This is a genomic window from Acidovorax sp. WCS2018Noco2-16 (genome assembly GCF_031843945.1).
In the GTDB taxonomy this organism is placed as follows: domain Bacteria; phylum Pseudomonadota; class Gammaproteobacteria; order Burkholderiales; family Burkholderiaceae_C; genus Paracidovorax.
Genome location: NZ_JAVTJJ010000001.1, coordinates 1,025,133 through 1,041,575, shown reverse-complemented (window position 1 = coordinate 1,041,575; position 16,443 = coordinate 1,025,133). Strand labels below are relative to the sequence as shown.

Here is a 16,443-nt window from a genome sequence, read left to right as displayed (position 1 = left end):
CGCAGCCTCCGTATCAGTCCCCGCCGCGCCTGAGCGCCAGCCAGGCCGCCACGGCGGTGAACACCGCCAGCACCGCGACGATCACCCAGAAGCCGTGCGGCGCATCGGCCAGCGGCACGCCGCCCACGTTCATGCCGAACAAGCCGGTGAGGATGTTGATGGGCAGCGCCAGAACGGTCACCACGGTCAGCACGAAGAGGCTGCGGCTGTTGGCTTCCTGCACATTCGCGGCCACCTCTTCCTGCAGGAGCTTGATGCGTTCCTGCAGCCCCTGCATGTCGCGCAGCACGACGGAAAACTCTTCCGATGCATCGCGCAGCTCTTGCGCATCTTCCTCGGCCATCCAGCCGGGCGGGCGCTGCAGCAACCGAAAAAGCGCGGCCGGCTCCGGCGCCAGCAGGCGCTGCAGCCGCACCAGCAGGCGCCGCAATTGGCCCAGCCGGGCGCGCTTGTGGTCCAGCCGGCTGGCCAGCAATTCGTCTTCGATGCGGTCCAGGCGCTGCGTGACGCCGCGCACGATGCCCACCAGTCCATCTGCCTGCGTTCGCATCAATTGTTCGAGCAGCGCCACGCTGGAGCGCGGGCAGTCGCCCTCGCGCACGGCGGTGCGCAGCGCATCCACCGACCTGAGCGGCTGCGTGCGCGCGGTGATCACCAGGCGGGGGGTGACGCCGATCCAGAGAGTGGCGAAATCCATGGGCTCGAACGCGAAGTCGAAGTGCACATCGTTCAGCACGGCGATCAGCGTGTCGTCGTCGCGCTCGATGCGCGTGGAATGCGAGCCGTCGCCCAGCGCCTCGAAGAAGGCATCGGGCAGCTCCGCATGGCGCTGCACCCAGCGCACGGCCTGCGCGTGGCTCAGGTTGAAGTGCAGCCAGAGAAACGGGGCTGCGCCACCAGGCTGATGCGCTGGCGCGGTCAGCCATTCGGCGGCACCTGCGGTGTCGATGGCCTCGGCCGGGCGGCCGGCCTGCAACACATATCCGCAGATCAGGCCGGCCGCGTCGCCGCCGTAGTGGGAGGCGAGAGCATCTGAAGCGGACATGCGGAAGCTTGTAGGAAAAGGGACGGCCGGGGCGTGCGATTGGGGCGCGATGTTGCGCGCCGCCCGTGACAACCATGTGACGGACGTGCAACATGTCACAAGGCTGTCACTGCCGGGCGCCACGATGGTGCTTCTTTCAATCGGGCTGCTCTTTCATGTTCCACAACACATCCTTTGACACGCAGGACCTCATGCAGCGCATCGCCAGCGAACTGATGGACGGCTACGACGAGGAGCTCGAGCTGGAGATCGAAGACCGCGATCTGGACGAGTCGGGCAACGCGCTGCCTGTGGACAAGGCGGCGCGCCAGGCGTACTTCCGCGAGCTGTTTCGGCTGCAAGGTGAGCTCGTCAAGCTGCAGGACTGGGTGCAGCACACGCGGCAGAAAGTAGTGATCCTCTTCGAGGGGCGTGATGCAGCCGGCAAGGGCGGCGTCATCAAGCGCATCACGCAGCGGCTGAACCCGCGCGTGGCCCGGGTGGCTGCGCTGCCCGCGCCCAACGACCGCGAGCGCACCCAGTGGTACTTTCAGCGCTACGTGGCGCACCTGCCCGCTGCGGGTGAGATGGTGCTGTTCGACCGCAGCTGGTACAACCGCGCGGGTGTCGAGCACGTCATGGGTTTTTGTACCGATGAAGAGTACGAAGAGTTCTTTCGCTCGGTGCCCGAGTTCGAGAAGATGCTGGCGCGATCGGGCATCACGCTTATCAAGTACTGGTTCTCCATCACCGACGAGGAGCAGCATCTGCGCTTTTTGAGCCGCATTCACGACCCTCTCAAGCAGTGGAAGCTCAGCCCCATGGACCTGGAAAGCCGCAAGCGTTGGGAGGCATATACCAAGGCCAAGGAAACCATGCTGGAGCGCACCCACATTCCTGAGGCGCCCTGGTGGCTGGTGCAGGCGGTGGACAAGAAGAAGGCGCGGCTGAACTGCATCGCCCACCTGCTGGAGCAAATGCCCTACACCGAGGTGCCGCACCCCGAGATCGTGCTGCCAGACCGCGTGCGCAACCCGGAATATTTCCGCCAGCCCGTGCCCGCCAGCATGTACGTGCCCGAGCGGTACTGACAGCTACCGCCTTCGAGGCTGCGAGCGCAACGGCGTCAGCTGGCCACCAGAATCTCGATGGCCGAGATGACGTTGCGCACCTTGAACGGCTTGATCAGGATGCGGCGCACCCGCAGCGCCTTCAGCCGTTCGGCCGTGTCCGCATCGATCAGCGAGGTGGTGATGGCGACCGGCATGTCGGGCGGCGCCGCGAATTCTGAAGCGCGCAGCTTTTGCAGCAGATCGACCGTCTCGGCGGCCTCGTCGAGCGAGACGATCATGCTGCCGATGGAGGCGCTTTGTAGCTGTGCCTGTGCGTGGCGCACGCTGTTGACCTGGCGCACATGGAGCAGGCCCAGCTGCCGTGCGGTGGCGACGATGATGCTGCCGGTCATGGAGCTGGGCTCCAGCAGCAGGATCTCTCGGCGCGCCTGGTGGACTGGTGCGGTCACGGTGCGGCCTCCGTGCCAGGCAAAGCCGTGCCGCGTGCCAGTTCTTCAACGGCGAGATCGCGCAACGATTGCAGGATGGCCAGTTCCACGTGGTCGAGTGCACGGGGCTGGCTGTCGATGATGCACAGCGTGCCGACGCTTTCGCCGCTGGGCAGGGTCAGCGGTGCGCCGGCATAGAACCGTACGTTCGAATCTCCGGTGACGAGCGGGTTGTCGTGAAAGCGTGGGTCTTGCGTGGCATCGGGAACCACCATGGTTTCAGAATTCAGGATGGCGTGCGCGCAAAAAAGAAATGTGGCGCGGCGTTTCCGCCAGATCCATGCCAACGCGGGCCTTGAACCATTGGCGGTCTGCATCGACCAAAGTGATGAGCGCCATGGGTGCGTCGAATTCCTGCGCTGCGAAGGCGGCGATACGGTCGACGCGTTCTTCGGGCGGCGTATCCAGAATCAACAGCTCGCGCAGCACGCGCAGGCGGTCGTCTTCGTTGGCGGGAGTGGTCGGCTCTTGCATGGGTTGAGCGCGGTGTGCAGGTCACGTCAATGGCAACCCGAGTGCGGCGCGGCGCTTGCGTCGGCCGCCGGTGCCTGTTTGTAACCCGAAGGCAGATGCGCCGCAACGTGGTCAGTGGCGCGCACCGCTGCCCTGCGAGGGCGTGCCCGGGCGCTCGAACTGGTGCCATGCGCGACGCAGTTGGGTGTCGGAGCTGAAGCCCGCCATGGCCGCCGCCTCCGTCACGTTGTGGCCCGAGCGCAAGGCCGCTTCGGCCACCGCCAGCCGGATGCGGCGCAGGTACTGCAGCGGCGCGATGCCCGCATTTTCGATAAAGAGCCGCGTGAGGTGGCGCGGCGACGTCGTGGCCACTGCCGCCATGCCCGGCACCGTCCAGCCTGCCTGCGGCTGTTGTCCCACGGCGTCCTGCACGCGGTGCAGGGCGGCATGCATGTGGTTGCGGTGGTGCAGGAAGGGTGAGAGCTCGGGGTCGTGCGGGCCGCGGCGCAGCGCCACCACCATGGTCTGCGCTACCTGCGCGGCGATGGCGGGGCTGCACACATCGGCGATGCGCTGCAGCATCAGGTCGATGCCGGCGGTTACGCCCGCACTGCTGAAGACCGGGCCGTCGGCCACGAACACGCGGTTTGCCACCACGTCGCAGCGTGGCTCGGTGGCGCTCAATTCCTGAAGATGGTGGTGATGCGTGGTGGCGCGGCGGCCTGCCAGCTGGCCGGCGTGCGCGGCCAGCACGGCGCCGGCGCAGATCGTCACCAGTTCCAGCCGGCCGCGCTCAAGCCGCTGGCCGCGCAGCCAATGCAGCAGCGTTCGCGCCTCTTCGCCACTCACGTCGATGGTGCTGCCCGGCTGCCCGACCACCACGATCCAGGTGGTGGTGGCGTCCCATGCAGCAGGCAGCGGCAGCAGGCCGCTGATCTGCACGCCCACCGACCCGCGCGTGGTGGGCGCGGGCCCGGCGAATTCGATGCGGAAGCGCTCAGGCTGGCCGACGTTCACCAGGCATTGGTTGGCGATGCGCAGCGCTTCTGCCGGGCCAGCCCAGTCCAGCACCAGGCTGTCCGGCAACAGCACGAAGACGACGCGGATCGCGCTGGTGCTGGTGCCTGTGCTGGCGGTGGAGGTCATCGCGCCTCAGGCGGCAAACCGTTCAGGCGGGCGAGCAGTTGGGCATGCGCCGCCAGGTCGGCAGGGCGGTGTTTGACTGCGGTGCTGGCCGGTTCGGCGCCCAGGTAGTTGCCGCCGCGCCAGTCGCGCGCGGGGCGCACCGGGCGCGGCACCAGGCCGCCCGCGCAGTTGGGGCAGGTGTGCTCAAGCGGACCTTCGGCGCAATCGGCGCAGAAGGTGCATTCAAAGCTGCAGATGCGCGCTTGCGTGGTGGCCGGGGGCAGGGCGGTGTTGCAGTGCTCGCAGGTGGGGCGCAGTTCAAGCATTTGTCGGTTCTCTGGCAAGGCGTGGCGATCAGGCGGCGGCGCGGGCCAGCGCCTCGCTCACCGTGCACAGCGTGGCGAAGCGGTCGGTCAGCACGGTGGCCGTACGGGCCTTGATTTCGTGGGCCGGCAGGGGCCTGCCGTCCGGCTGCTGCATGTCGAAGGTGAGTGTGGCGTCGATCACGTAGTCCACCTGCCAGCCCAGGTCGCTGGCATGGCGCGTGGTGGTCTCGCAGCATTGTTCGGTGCGAATGCCGCTGACGATCAGCCGCTGGATGCCATGCTCGGTGAGCCACACATCCAGTCCGGTGCCGACCAGCGCGCTGTGGCGATGCTTTACGAAGCGGGCGGATTCGGTGAAGGGCGCCAGGCCTTCCAGTGGGCGCACGTGGCCCGACTCCAGCGAAAACGGGTTGCCGGCCTCCGCTGGGCCGTCGGAATGCAGCACGCGCACGATGGGCACGCCCCGTTCCATGCAGCCTTCGATCAACGCATTCTGGGCGCTGAGGTAGGCCGGAATGTCGCGTTCGGTCGAATACGGCCGATGGCGAAATGATTCCTGGACGTCGATCACTATCAGACAGGTTTTCATGGTGGGGCTCCGCGCAGGGGTGGCTGGTAGCGCTTATTGTTCAAGCGCTGCGGGCTCATGTCCCGTCACAGGCGGACTGAAATCGATCATTTTCAGACATGAAATAACCAAGGTGGCAGCAAGTGCCACCCGCTGCCAGGGTCACACCAGCCGCGCAGCTTCCAGTTCTTTTTTCAGGTAGGCGTAGAACAGTGGCGCCGCGACCAGCCCGGCCGGGCCGAAGACGGCCTCCGCCACGAACATCACCGACAGCAGCTCCCACACGCCCATGTGCGTGCGCAGGCCCACCACCTTGGCGTTGATGACGTATTCGGCCTTGTGGATCAGGATGAGGAAGGCCAGGCAGGCGGCCGCCGCCACCGGCGACACCGACAGGCCCACGATGGTGATGACCACGTTGCACAGCAGGTTGCCCACGATGGGCACCAGGCCCGCGACGAATGTCAGCGTGATCAGGGCGGGCGTATAGGGCAGGCGCAGATCCCACAGCGGCAGCACCGCCAGCAGGAAGATGGCGGTCAGCAGGGTGTTGAATGCGGCGATCCAGAACTGGGCGGCGACGATCTGGCGGAAGGCCTCGCCCATCAGTGCCACGCGCTGCGACAGGTGGCGCACCAGGGGCCGGTCGGATGCCTGCACCGTGCGCACGGCAGCCAGCGCGCCGATCAGCAGGCCTACGTAGGCATAGAGCAATGCGCCCAGCCAGGCCCGCCCGGCCACGGCCAGGGCGCCGGCCTGCGCGCCCAGGTAGTTGGCGATGACGCGCTGGATCTCTTTGGCACCTTCGGGCAGCTGCGCGGCAATGTCAGCAGGCAGTTTCAATCGCAATTCCAGCACCGTGCGGGCCATGAAATCGAGCAGGTCGCGGTATTGCTGGGGTGCGTCGACCACGTAGCTGCGCGAGTGCGACAGCGCGAGCAGGACGGCCACCATGGGCCCGACCATCACGGCCGCGGCTGCCAGTATTTCTGCAGGCCGACGCTGCAGCCGGGTGGCGCCCAACCGGTTAGCCAGCCAGCGCGTGAGCAAAAAGCCCAGGCACACGCACAGCAAACCGGGCAGCAGGCCGCGCCACATCACCAGCAGCAGTGCCGCCGCCATCAACAGATAGCTGGCGGCAGCGACGCTGCGTGCCACGGGTTGCTCCGGGGCCCGGCTCACGGCCACATCGGTGCGGGGTGGCGGGGCTCCGTTTGCGGGGGGCTGCTGCGCCATGGGCCGGCGTGCGGTCAGGCGACCACGACCGGGGCGCCGCTCGCGCGATCGGCAATCGTGCCGATGGCATACACCGTCTCACCGGCCGCGCGCAGCGTGGCTGCGGTGGCTTCGGCGTCGGCCGCAGCCACCACCACCACCATGCCGATGCCGTTGTTGAACGTGCGGTTCATCTCGATGTCGTCGATGCCGGCTGTCTTTTGCAGCCAGGCGAACAGTTCGGTCTGCGGCCAGCTGCCGGCCTTGAGGTGCGCGGCCAGTCCCTCGGGCAGCACGCGGGGAATGTTCTCCAGCAGGCCGCCGCCGGTGATGTGGGCCAGGGCTTTGATCGGGTGAGCAGCCAGCGCGGCCAGCACGTTTTTCACATAAAGGCGCGTGGGTTCCATGATGGCCTGCTTGAACGGCTTGCCGTCCAGCGTGGCGGGGGCGGTGTCGCCGGCGCGGTCGATGCACTTGCGTACCAGGCTGAAACCGTTGGAATGCACGCCCGAGGACGCCAGGCCCAGCACCACATCGCCCACGGCCACGGTCTTGCCCGTCAGGATCTTGGCTTTTTCGACCGCGCCGACGGCAAAGCCCGCCAGGTCGTATTCGCCAGCCGGGTACATGCCAGGCATTTCAGCCGTCTCGCCACCAATCAGGGCGCAGCCCGACAGCTCGCAACCGCGGGCGATGCCGCCCACCACGGCCGCGGCCGTGTCCACGTCCAGCTTGCCGCAGGCGAAATAGTCCAGGAAGAAGAGGGGTTCGGCGCCTTGCACCAGCACGTCGTTCACGCTCATGGCCACCAGGTCGATGCCCACCGTGTCGTGCATGTTCCATTCAAAGGCCAGCTTGAGCTTGGTGCCCACGCCGTCGGTGCCGCTGACCAGCACGGGTTCCTTGTAGCGCTTGGGCACCTCGAACAGGGCGCCGAAGCCTCCGATGCCCGCCAGCACGCCTTCGCGCATCGTCTTCTTGGCCAGCGGCTTGATGCGCTCGACCAGCGCGTCACCGGCATCGATGTCGACGCCGGCGTCTTTGTAGGAAATGGGGGTGTTGGAGGCGGAAGAGCTCATGGAATGGAAGGGTGCTGGTGGCCCGCGCGGCGGACCGGAACCCGTGGATTTTAAGCGGGCGCCCGGGCGTGGGCGGCAATTCCCGCGCGGCGTGCGGCGCGATAGCGGATGCGGCCTTCCGCCAGAGCCTCTGGCGGCAGCTAAAATCCGGCGCCGCACGCTCTTCGGGTGTGCCCGGCCCGGTTCTACCGGCCTCGGCCCTTTTCTTTTCGTCCCACCGCCTCTGTTTCGGGCTTTCCAGCCCTGTCGCTTCCTGTCCACCATGCCCACCTTGAGCCGTCCACCGAACCGAGCCGCCGCGCGCATCGCAGCGCCGATGCGTGCATCGTCGGCCGGAGGGCGCAGCGCATGAAGCAACTGGCGCTGGACATTGGCCTGGCCACCGGTCCGACGCTGGAGCGTTTTCATGCCGGCGACAACGCGGCCGCCCTGCAGCATCTGCGCCTGGCCGTGGGCGATGGTGTACCGGGCACGCCGCGCTCACCCGTGCCCACTTACCTGTGGGGCGAGCCGGGCAGCGGCAAGAGCCACCTGCTTCAAGCCGTGCGCGAGGCCTTGCGCGAGCACGGCGGCAGCGTCGGCTGGCTGGATGCGTCGGTGAACTTCCCCACCGCTTTCGACGAACGCTGGACTGCCGTGGTGCTGGACGAAGTGCACCTCTACAACACCGCACAGCAAGCGGCCGCCTTCAACTGGTTTGTCAACGCCATCAGCCCGGCCGTGGGCACGCCCCGTTGGGTGCTGGCGGCCGGCGAACTGCCACCGGCCGACCTGCCCTTGCGCGACGACCTGCGCAGCCGCCTGGGCTGGGGCCATGTGTTTCAGCTGCAACTGCTGGACGACGCCGCGCGCCGCGCCGTGCTGCGCCAGGAGGCCGATGCCCGCGGCATCTTCCTGTCGGATGAGGTGGTCAATTTCATGCTGGCCCGCTTCTCGCGCGACCTGGGCAGCCTGATGCAGTTGCTGGGCGAGCTCGACAGCTTCGCGCTGCGCACCCAGCGTGCCATTACCATCCCGCTGATCAAGGCCATGCTCGAGTCGGAATAGACGGCCACGCCGCCTACGACTTTCGATTTCACTCATTTCCCTTTTGCACCGCATGACCCCTGACACCGCAGCGCAACGTCCTCGCCTGGCCCTGTTCGACCTGGACCACACCCTGCTGCCGCTCGATTCCGACTACGAGTGGGGCGAGTTCACCATTCGCCTGGGCTGGTGCGACCGCACGGAGTTCGGCCGCCGCAACGACGCCTTCTACGCCGACTACCAGGCCGGCACGCTGGACGTGCACGACTACGTGCGCTTTGCCACCGAAGCCGTGCGCGTGCAGGGCTCCGAGGCCAGCAGTGCGGCGCATGCGCAGTTCATGCAGGAAGTCATCACACCCGCCATTCGCCCCGAAGCGATCGAGCTGTTGCGCAGCCACCGCGAGGCGGGCGACGTGGTGGTCATCATCACCGCCACCAATGAATTGGTGACCGGCCCCATCGCCCAGGCGCTGGGCGTCGAGCACTTGCTGGCTGTCGAGCTGGAGCGCGATGCATCCGGCTGGATCACCGGCGCGGTGCGCGGCGTACCGTCGATGCGCGAAGGCAAGGTGCAGCGCATGAACGACTGGCTGCAGGCGCGCGGCTGGGGCTGGGGCGATGTCGACAGCACCTTCTACAGCGACTCCCTCAACGACGTTCCCTTGCTGGAACGAGTCGACCATCCGGTGGCCACCAACCCCGACCCGCGCCTGAGAGCGCTCGCCCAGCAACGTGGCTGGCGCATACTGGACCTGTTCCCTTCCAACACATGATCAAGAAGTTCATCGACAAGCTGCTGGGCAAGGATTCCAGCTCCGCCCACGCGGGCGGCAAGCACCGTTTCGGCAAGCGCGAGGAAGTGCCCGCATCCGTGCACGGCATCAACCCCGAACTGGTGGACCGCCGCGCTGCCGACGTGGTGCGCACGCTGCAGGAAGCGGGTTTCGAGGCATACATCGTGGGCGGTGCCGTGCGCGACCTGCTGCTGGGCCTCAAACCCAAGGACTTCGACGTGGCCACCAACGCCACGCCCGAGCAGGTCAAGGGCCTCTTTCGCCGCGCCTTCATCATCGGCAAGCGCTTTCGCATCGTGCACGTGGTGCATGGCCGGGGCCGCGAGCACGAGGTGGTCGAGGTTTCCACCTTCCGCGCCTACCTGGACAACACCGCCATCGAGCAGCAGGTCAGCGGCAACGAGAAGACCTCGCGTGCGGCTTTGGCCGGCATGACGCATGCGGTGGACGCCAGCGGCCGCGTGCTGCGCGACAACGTCTGGGGTCCGCAGGACGAAGACGCCACTCGCCGCGACTTCACCGTCAACGCGATGTACTACGACCCCGAAACGCAGATCGTGGTCGACTACCACAAGGGCATTCAGGACGCCAAGAAGCTGCTGCTGCGCATGATCGGCGACCCGGCCACGCGCTACCGCGAAGACCCGGTGCGCATCATCCGTGCCGTGCGTTTCGCTGCCAAGCTCGCTGGCCTGGGCTTCACCATCGAGCCCAAGACGGCCGGCCCGCTGATCGCGTCGCAGGCGTTGCTGGCCGACGTGCCGCAAAGCCGCATGTTCGACGAAATGCTCAAGCTGCTGCAGACCGGCCATGCGCTGGCCACCATCGCGCAATTAAAGAAGCTGGGCATGGCCACCGGCATCTATCCGCTGCTGGACGTGGTGGTGGAGCGGGCAGAGACACCGTTCGTGCATGCCGCGCTGACGGACACCGACCGCCGCGTGGGCGAAGGCAAGCCGGTCGCGCCCAGCTTTCTGCTGGCCTGCGTGCTGTGGCAAGACGTCAAGACCGGCTGGGACCGGCGGCTGGCGCAACGCGAACATCCTTTCCCTGCGCTGCAGGGCGCCATCGACGATGTGTTCGACCAGCGCATCGGCGACGTGTCGGGCCGCGGCAAGCTGGCAGCAGACATGCGCGAGATCTGGGTCATGCAGCCGCGCTTTGACAAGCGCGCGGGCGCTACACCCTTCAGCATGGTCACGCACCTGCGCTTTCGTGCGGGCTTCGACTTTCTGCGGCTGCGTGCCGATGTGGGCGAGATCGACGAAGCGCTGGCCGAGTGGTGGCAGGAATTTCAGCAGGCCGATGAGGCCCGCCGCGAAGACATGCTGGACCAGGCCCGCGAAGAGCAGCGTGCGCGCCAGAAGAAGGCGCAGCCCGTGGTGCGCCGTGTGCCCAAGCCCGTGACCGCAGCCGATGGCAAGGCATCAGCCGCCAGCGAGCGAGACCCTCAGGACGACCGCGATGACCGTGGAGACGACCACGACGGCGGCGCGCAAGACCTGCCAGACGCCGGGGGCGAGGCCGGCGGCGCACCGAAGAAGCGCCGCCGCCGTCGCCGCAAGCCGACGGGCGGTGGTGGCGAGGGCTCCGCGCCAGCGGACTCGTCCGGCCCATCGCAAGACTGATCGACAGCGAGGTCGCCCTGTGCCGGCCGACTCCATGCAGCCAGGCCCCGAAGGCGCTGTGGTGCACGCCTGGATCGGGCTGGGCGCCAATGTGGGCGATGCGCGGGCTGCCCTGGTGGGTGCGCTGGGCGCCATGGCGCAATGGCCTGGCAGCCGGGTGCTACGGGTTTCTGCGCTGTACCGCAGCGCGCCGCTGGATGCGGGCGGCCCCGACTATCTGAACGCCGTGGCCGAAGTAGCCACGCCGCTGTCTGCGCACCAACTGCTGTACGCCTTGCAGGCCATCGAACAGGCTGCGGGCCGCGAGCGCCCCTACCGCAATGCGCCCCGCACGCTGGACCTGGACGTGCTGCTCTACGGCGACGAGCGCATCGACACGCCTGAGCTGACCGTGCCCCACCCGCGCATGGGCGAGCGGGCTTTCGTGCTGCGGCCCCTGGCCGACATTGCGCTCGAAAGGGTTGCACAGGCCGATCTGGTCGCCGTGCAATCCCAGCGGATCGAACGGCTCGACGACGCGTTCTGGAATTGAACCGGCCTGAAGCGGTGTGAGCCGCTGCCGCGTCAGGCCTTCTGGCGCGCGCGCTGGTTTGAGCTGTACACGTCGTCCTTGGGCAAGGCCTGGCCGGACTGCAACGCGGCCAGCCAGTCGCTGGTCGGTGCCACGGCCGCGAAGTTGCTGTGGAACACCACGCTGAACACCCGGTGGATCTCCTCGGCGGTGATGCGGCCGGCGGCATTGGCATAAGGCAGGGCGCCGCTGGCGTCGCTCAAAAACTCCACCTCCAGCCCGCGGTGCGCCGCCTCAAAGATGGTGCTGGCATCGCAGTTGTGGGTCATGTAGCCCACGACGGTCAACGTGTCGATGTTGCGGGCGGCCAGCCACTCGGCCAGATCGGTGCCGGCAAACACGCTGGCCAGTTGCTTCTCGATGCGGTGGTCGGCAGGGCGGCGGGCGACCTCGGGGTGCAGCTGCCAGCGTTCGGTAGCTTTGTCGAAGACCGGCGCCCCGGATGGCGCCGTGTGCTGCACCACCACCACCGGCACTTTGGCCGCCTGGGCCGCGTCCATGGCGCGAAGGATGTTGGGCAGCGTGTCTGCAACGGGCGGGAATTCAATAGGCAGGTTGCCGCCGGCGAAGTATTCGTTCTGCACGTCGATGACGACGAGGGCGCGGCGTGGGGCGTTGGTGGATGCGGTCATTTCTAAGTCCTTGGGTGGGAGTTGCGTAGAGGGAACGGACCTGATTGTTCGCGCAATGCCTTATCACGAGAAGTGGCCTGATTGACACCTATCGATAGAATCAAGACATCATGAAAGCCACCACTCCAACCACTCCAACCACTCCAACCACTCCAACCACTCCAACCACTCCGGACACCGTTGCCGTGGTGGCCTTTGACGGCATCAGCCCGTTTCACCTGTCGGTGCCGTGCCTGGTTTTTGGCGAGGACCGCACGGAACATGGCGAGCCCCGCTATCGGCTGAGGGTGTGCGGCGTAGCGCCCGGCCCGATGCGCACCTCTGCTGGCTTCGGCATCGAAGTGAGCCATGGGCTGGCAGTGCTGCAGCGCGCGCAGATCGTCGTGGTGCCGTCCTGGCACGACCACCTGGCGCCCGCGCCGCCTGAGCTGCTGGCGGCGCTGCGGGCCGCGCACCGCCGGGGCGCCCGCATCGTGGGTTTGTGCCTGGGCGCTTTCGTGCTGGCAGAAGCCGGGTTGCTGGACGGCCGCGCGGCCACCACGCACTGGGCGCTGGCGCCCGAGTTTGCGCGGCGTTATTCGCAGGTGTTGCTCCGTCCCGAGGTGCTGTATGTCGAAGACGGGTTGCTGCTCACCTCAGCCGGCACGGCGGCGGGCATCGACTGCTGCCTGCATCTGCTGCGCCAGCAGCACGGCGCCGAAGCCGCCAACCGGGCCGCACGGCGCATGGTGGTGGCACCGCACCGCCAAGGCGGGCAGGCGCAGTACATCCAGCAGCCGGTGGCGCCATCGGTGCGCGGGGATCGGCTGGCGCCCCTGTTGCAGTGGCTGGGTGAGCACCTACACGCATCGCACACGCTGGAGTCGCTGGCCGAGCGCGCGGTGATGAGCCCGCGCACGTTCACGCGCCGCTTTCGGCAGTCCACCGGCACGACGGTGGGGCAGTGGCTGCAGAACCAGCGCATCGCGCTGGCGCAGCGCCTGCTCGAAGGTGGCGATCAGTCCATCGAGGCTGTGGCCGTCCAGGCGGGCTTTGGCTCTGCCGTGTCGCTGCGGCAGCACTTTGCGGCCGCGGTCGGCATTGCGCCATCGGCCTACCGGCGGCAGTTTCGGGCGGCGGTGTAAAAAACTGGATGCTATAAAAAACATAGCTGCTATCGCTTATGGAATAAGCGCTAGCAGCCTTTTTTGCTTAAAAACATCCTGGTGTGGGGCATTGCCCTTGCCAGGAGCCAAACTCAGTCCACCTTGGCGCCCGACGCCTTCACCACCTGCTGGTACTTGGCGCGCTCGGACGCCATGAAGGCGTCGAACTGCTCGGGCGATGTGGGCACGGGTTCGGCCAGCAGCGCGGTGAAGCGCGTCTTCGTTTCCGGCGCCTTCAGCGCATCGGTGAAGGCCTTGTTGAGCTTGGCGACCACGGCCTTGGGCGTGCCGTGCGGGGCGACCAGGCCCCACCAGGTGTCGATGGAAAAGCCCTTGTACAGGCTGGAGAGTGCTGGCACGCCCGGCAGCATGGGGCTGGGCTCCAGCGACGTCACGGCCAGCGCCTTGAGCTTGCCGGCGCGAATGTTCGGCGCGGCGGCGGCCAGGTTGTCGATGTTGAAGTCCACCTCGCCGGCCAGCAGCGCCAGCTGGGCGGGGCTGGCGCCGCGGTAGGGAATGTGCAGCGCGAAGATGCCTGCGCGCTGCTTGAACATCTCGCCCGCCAGGTGGCCGGCGCTGCCGTTGCCGCCGCTGCCGTAGTTCAGCTTGGCGGGGTTGGCCTTGGCGTAGGCGATCAGGTCGGCCAGCGTGCGGATGTTCAGCTGCTCAGCACGCGCTGCGTTCACGACCACCACGTTGGGCACGCGCACCATCTGCGTGATGCCGACGAAGTCCTTGGCCGCGTCGTACGGCATGCGCGAATAGAGCCAGGGGTTGACGGCATGCGTGGCGGTGGCGGAGATGCCGATGGTCAGGCCATCGGGCGCTGCCTTGGCCACCGCGTCCGCGCCGATGTTGCCGCCCGCGCCGGGCTTGTTGTCGATGACCACCACGCCCAGCGTGTCGCGCACGCGCTCGGCCAGCGCCCGCGCGGTCACATCGATCGGGCCGCCCGGTGCGTAGGGCACGATAAGGCGGATGGGCGCGTCCTGGGCCAGGCTCCAGGGAGATGCGAGAGTGCCTGCCAGTGCGGCGGCGCCAAGAAGAAGGGGTCTGCGGTTCATAGCCCGCCATTGTGCAAAAAAGTGTTGCTTGGCAGCAAGCAGAGTTTGCTGCGGCGTATCGGCATCCCATTGCGTGTGCCGGTCTCTATGACGTTTCGGCGCGCATATCCCGATCACTCTGCGCCTGTCAGCCCGCGTGTTTGTCGGCTTCCGAGGTGAACGCGTCGGCGAAGAAATCGTCCGGTGGCAGGCCGCGCTGGGCGGTGTAGGCAGCGCGCGCCGACTCGACGACGACCGGCGCGCCGCAGGCATACACCTGGTGGCTAGAGAGGTCGGCGAAGTCGTCCAGCACGGCTTGGTGCACGAAACCGGTGCGGCCCGTCCAGGCGTCTTCGGGCTGGGCGTGCGACACGACGGGCACGTAGCGCAGCTGCGGCATGTCGGCCAAGCGCTCGCGCAGCCAGCCGTCCATGTAAAGGTCGCCCGGACGGCGGCCGCCCCAATACAGCGTGGTGGGCCGCGTGATGCCCTTGAAATGCATGTGCTCGATCAGCGCCTTGACGGGCGCAAAACCTGTGCCGGAGGCCAGCAGCACGATCGGCTTGTCCACGTCTTCGCGCAGAAAGAAGCTGCCGAACGGGCCTTCGATGCGCAAAATTTCTTTTTCCTTCATGCCGGTGAAGACATGGTCGGTAAAGCGCCCGCCTGGCATGTGGCGAATGTGCAGTTCCACCCCCGGAGCTTGCGCTTGGCTGTGCGGCGCCGTGGCCATCGAGTAGGCCCGCCGCGCACCGTCCTTCAAGATGAACTCGATGTACTGGCCCGCGTGGTAGCGGAAGGTGTCGGCCGCCGGCAACTGCAGGCGCACGATCATCACGTCGTGCGACGCGCGCGTGAGGGTGGACACGCGCACCGGCAGCTTTTTGATGGGGTAGGCGCTCTCGTCGGTGACGTGGCGCGATTCCAACACGACGTCGGTCAGCGGCTGCGCGCAGCAGGTCAGCACGTAGCCGGCATCTTGCTCGGCCGCGCTCAGCGCCTTGGACTGGTGCTCGCCGTGCACCACAGAGCCGCTGAGCTTCTTGCATTTGCATGACCCGCAGGCGCCGTCCTTGCAGCCGTAGGGCAGGCCCACGCCGTTGCGGATGGCCGCCACCAGAATGGATTCGCCCGCCTGGGCCGCGAAGGTGCGCCCGCTGGGCTGCACGCTGATCTGGACTGCCGCCTCTGCGGTCTCTGCACTCGCCATGGTGTGGGTATCCTTGGGTTCTCTGCGGCTGCACTGATGCCAGCCTTGTTTTGTTTCTTCTTCGCTCGACGGACTTTCGATTTTGCCCTCAAACCAGAACCCCCTCGGCGCCCTGCCGGCACGCTTTCGGCGCCAGCGGGTGCTCATCATCGGCTGCGGCGACGTGGGACTGCGCGCGGCGCGTGCATTGGGCGCGCAGGCGGGGGCTGGCCGGCCACGCGTTCTGGCGCTCACGTCCAGCCCGGAGCGCGCGCCGGCGCTGCGTGCTGCAGGCATCACGCCTTTGCTGGGCAACCTGGACCGCATCGCCACGCTGCGGCGCCTGTCGGGCATTGCGACCCGCGTGCTGCACCTGGCGCCGCCACCGGGCGAGCGCGATTGCGGCCCCGACTGGTGGCGCGACAACCGCACCGTGGCGTTGGCGCAGGTGCTGCGGCTGCGCACGCTGCCTGCGGCGCTGGTCTATGGCTCCACCAGCGGCGTGTATGGCGACTGCGGCGGCGCGCTGGTGACCGAGGCGCGGCCGGTGGCGCCCGCCACGCCGCGTGCACAGCGCCGGGTGAATGCCGAGCGCGCCGTGCGCCACCTGGGGCGTGCCGGCGTGCGCACCAGCATTCTGCGCATTCCGGGCATCTACGCGCCCGACCGCGAAGGCGGCACGCCCGAGGCGCGCTTGCGGCGCGGAACGCCCGTGCTGGTGCCCGAAGACGACGTGTATACCAACCACATCCACGCGGACGACCTGGCGCGCGCCTGCATCGCTGCGCTGTGGCGCGGCCGTGCCCAGCGCTGCTACAACGTCAGCGACGACAGCCATCTGAAAATGGGTGATTACTTCGACTTGGCTGCCGACCTCTACGGCCTGCCGCGCCCGCCGCGAGTGGCCCGCAGCGCGGCGCAGCAATCGCTGCCGGTGTCGCTGCTGAGCTTCATGGGTGAATCGCGCCGGCTGGACAGCACGCGCATGGCGCATGAACTGCGCGTTCGCCTGCACTACCCCACGGTGGCACAGGGGCTGCGCGGCCAGCCGGTTTGAACTGG

At 67.5% G+C, this 16,443-nt stretch carries 19 protein-coding genes; 7 read left to right on the top strand and 12 right to left on the bottom strand.

All coding sequences use genetic code 11. The annotated features are described in order from the left end of the window. Positions 1 to 13: 13 nt before the first annotated feature. Positions 14 to 1,045: a transporter gene (locus RQI28_RS04730; RefSeq protein WP_311221403.1), complete on the bottom strand. Its 1,032-nt coding sequence runs from the start codon at positions 1,043 to 1,045 to the stop codon at positions 14 to 16. Between the two features lie 155 nt (positions 1,046 to 1,200). Between RQI28_RS04730 and ppk2 the strand changes: the two genes are divergently transcribed. Next, complete coding sequence (gene ppk2, locus RQI28_RS04725) at positions 1,201 to 2,115, top strand: polyphosphate kinase 2 (RefSeq protein ID WP_311221402.1); 915 nt, start codon at positions 1,201 to 1,203, stop codon at positions 2,113 to 2,115. Positions 2,116 to 2,150: 35 nt separating this feature from the next. Here ppk2 and RQI28_RS04720 read toward each other — a convergent pair whose 3' ends face one another. From RQI28_RS04720 to purM, 8 genes are all read right to left on the bottom strand, one after another. Next, entirely contained in the window at positions 2,151 to 2,546 is a 396-nt protein-coding gene (locus RQI28_RS04720; protein ID WP_311221401.1) for a histidine kinase, read from the bottom strand. Further along, positions 2,543 to 2,902, bottom strand: coding sequence for a GAF domain-containing protein (locus RQI28_RS04715; RefSeq protein ID WP_311221400.1), 360 nt, complete (start codon positions 2,900 to 2,902; stop codon positions 2,543 to 2,545). The genes RQI28_RS04720 and RQI28_RS04715 overlap by 4 nt, the downstream gene beginning before the upstream one ends. Further along, complete coding sequence (locus RQI28_RS04710) at positions 2,805 to 3,059, bottom strand: hypothetical protein (RefSeq protein ID WP_311221399.1); 255 nt, start codon at positions 3,057 to 3,059, stop codon at positions 2,805 to 2,807. Before RQI28_RS04710 ends, RQI28_RS04715 begins: the two co-directional genes overlap by 98 nt. Before the next feature lie 111 nt (positions 3,060 to 3,170). Next, positions 3,171 to 4,184 carry a helix-turn-helix domain-containing protein gene (locus RQI28_RS04705; RefSeq protein ID WP_311221398.1) on the bottom strand — a complete coding sequence of 338 codons (1,014 nt, stop codon included), beginning with the start codon at positions 4,182 to 4,184 and terminating at the stop codon, positions 3,171 to 3,173. Then, positions 4,181 to 4,489 carry a DUF1272 domain-containing protein gene (locus RQI28_RS04700; RefSeq protein ID WP_311221397.1) on the bottom strand — a complete coding sequence of 103 codons (309 nt, stop codon included), beginning with the start codon at positions 4,487 to 4,489 and terminating at the stop codon, positions 4,181 to 4,183. The genes RQI28_RS04705 and RQI28_RS04700 overlap by 4 nt, the downstream gene beginning before the upstream one ends. Positions 4,490 to 4,517: 28 nt before the next feature. Continuing rightward, a complete protein-coding gene (locus tag RQI28_RS04695; protein ID WP_311221396.1) occupies positions 4,518 to 5,078 on the bottom strand; it encodes an isochorismatase family protein in 561 nt (186 codons plus the stop codon). A gap of 141 nt (positions 5,079 to 5,219) precedes the next feature. Continuing rightward, complete coding sequence (locus tag RQI28_RS04690; RefSeq protein WP_311221395.1) at positions 5,220 to 6,293, bottom strand: AI-2E family transporter; 1,074 nt, start codon at positions 6,291 to 6,293, stop codon at positions 5,220 to 5,222. 14 nt (positions 6,294 to 6,307) lie between these two features. Continuing rightward, positions 6,308 to 7,351, bottom strand: coding sequence for a phosphoribosylformylglycinamidine cyclo-ligase (gene purM / locus RQI28_RS04685; RefSeq protein WP_311221394.1), 1,044 nt, complete (start codon positions 7,349 to 7,351; stop codon positions 6,308 to 6,310). A gap of 348 nt (positions 7,352 to 7,699) precedes the next feature. Between purM and hda the strand changes: the two genes are divergently transcribed. Genes hda through folK form a run of 4 tightly spaced genes read left to right on the top strand, consistent with a single transcriptional unit; the run spans position 7,700 to position 11,333 of the window. Continuing rightward, on the top strand, positions 7,700 to 8,398 hold the full coding sequence (gene hda / locus RQI28_RS04680; protein ID WP_311221393.1) for a DnaA regulatory inactivator Hda: 699 nt from the start codon (positions 7,700 to 7,702) through the stop codon (positions 8,396 to 8,398). Between the two features lie 52 nt (positions 8,399 to 8,450). Beyond that, entirely contained in the window at positions 8,451 to 9,152 is a 702-nt protein-coding gene (locus tag RQI28_RS04675) for an HAD family hydrolase (RefSeq protein ID WP_311221392.1), read from the top strand. Next, positions 9,149 to 10,801 carry a polynucleotide adenylyltransferase PcnB gene (gene pcnB, locus RQI28_RS04670; protein ID WP_311221391.1) on the top strand — a complete coding sequence of 551 codons (1,653 nt, stop codon included), beginning with the start codon at positions 9,149 to 9,151 and terminating at the stop codon, positions 10,799 to 10,801. The genes RQI28_RS04675 and pcnB overlap by 4 nt, the downstream gene beginning before the upstream one ends. Positions 10,802 to 10,835: 34 nt before the next feature. Further along, positions 10,836 to 11,333 (top strand): 2-amino-4-hydroxy-6-hydroxymethyldihydropteridine diphosphokinase, encoded by a 498-nt coding sequence (folK, locus tag RQI28_RS04665; RefSeq protein WP_311221582.1) that lies wholly within the window; start codon positions 10,836 to 10,838, stop codon positions 11,331 to 11,333. Positions 11,334 to 11,365: 32 nt separating this feature from the next. Here the strand turns inward: folK and RQI28_RS04660 are convergent, their stop codons facing one another. Further along, positions 11,366 to 12,004, bottom strand: coding sequence for a cysteine hydrolase family protein (locus tag RQI28_RS04660; RefSeq protein ID WP_311221390.1), 639 nt, complete (start codon positions 12,002 to 12,004; stop codon positions 11,366 to 11,368). A gap of 110 nt (positions 12,005 to 12,114) precedes the next feature. Between RQI28_RS04660 and RQI28_RS04655 the strand changes: the two genes are divergently transcribed. Beyond that, positions 12,115 to 13,128, top strand: a complete 1,014-nt coding sequence (locus RQI28_RS04655) for a helix-turn-helix domain-containing protein (protein ID WP_311221389.1) — start codon at positions 12,115 to 12,117, stop codon at positions 13,126 to 13,128. A 113-nt stretch (positions 13,129 to 13,241) separates the two neighbouring features. On the opposite strand, the gene RQI28_RS04650 is transcribed toward RQI28_RS04655, so the two are convergent. Further along, positions 13,242 to 14,213, bottom strand: a complete 972-nt coding sequence (locus RQI28_RS04650; protein ID WP_311221388.1) for a tripartite tricarboxylate transporter substrate binding protein — start codon at positions 14,211 to 14,213, stop codon at positions 13,242 to 13,244. A 127-nt stretch (positions 14,214 to 14,340) separates the two neighbouring features. Next, positions 14,341 to 15,402, bottom strand: a complete 1,062-nt coding sequence (locus RQI28_RS04645; RefSeq protein WP_311221387.1) for a CDP-6-deoxy-delta-3,4-glucoseen reductase — start codon at positions 15,400 to 15,402, stop codon at positions 14,341 to 14,343. A gap of 82 nt (positions 15,403 to 15,484) precedes the next feature. On the opposite strand from RQI28_RS04645, the gene RQI28_RS04640 reads away from it, so the two are divergent. Then, positions 15,485 to 16,438, top strand: coding sequence for an SDR family oxidoreductase (locus RQI28_RS04640; protein WP_311221386.1), 954 nt, complete (start codon positions 15,485 to 15,487; stop codon positions 16,436 to 16,438). Positions 16,439 to 16,443: the final 5 nt, after the last annotated feature.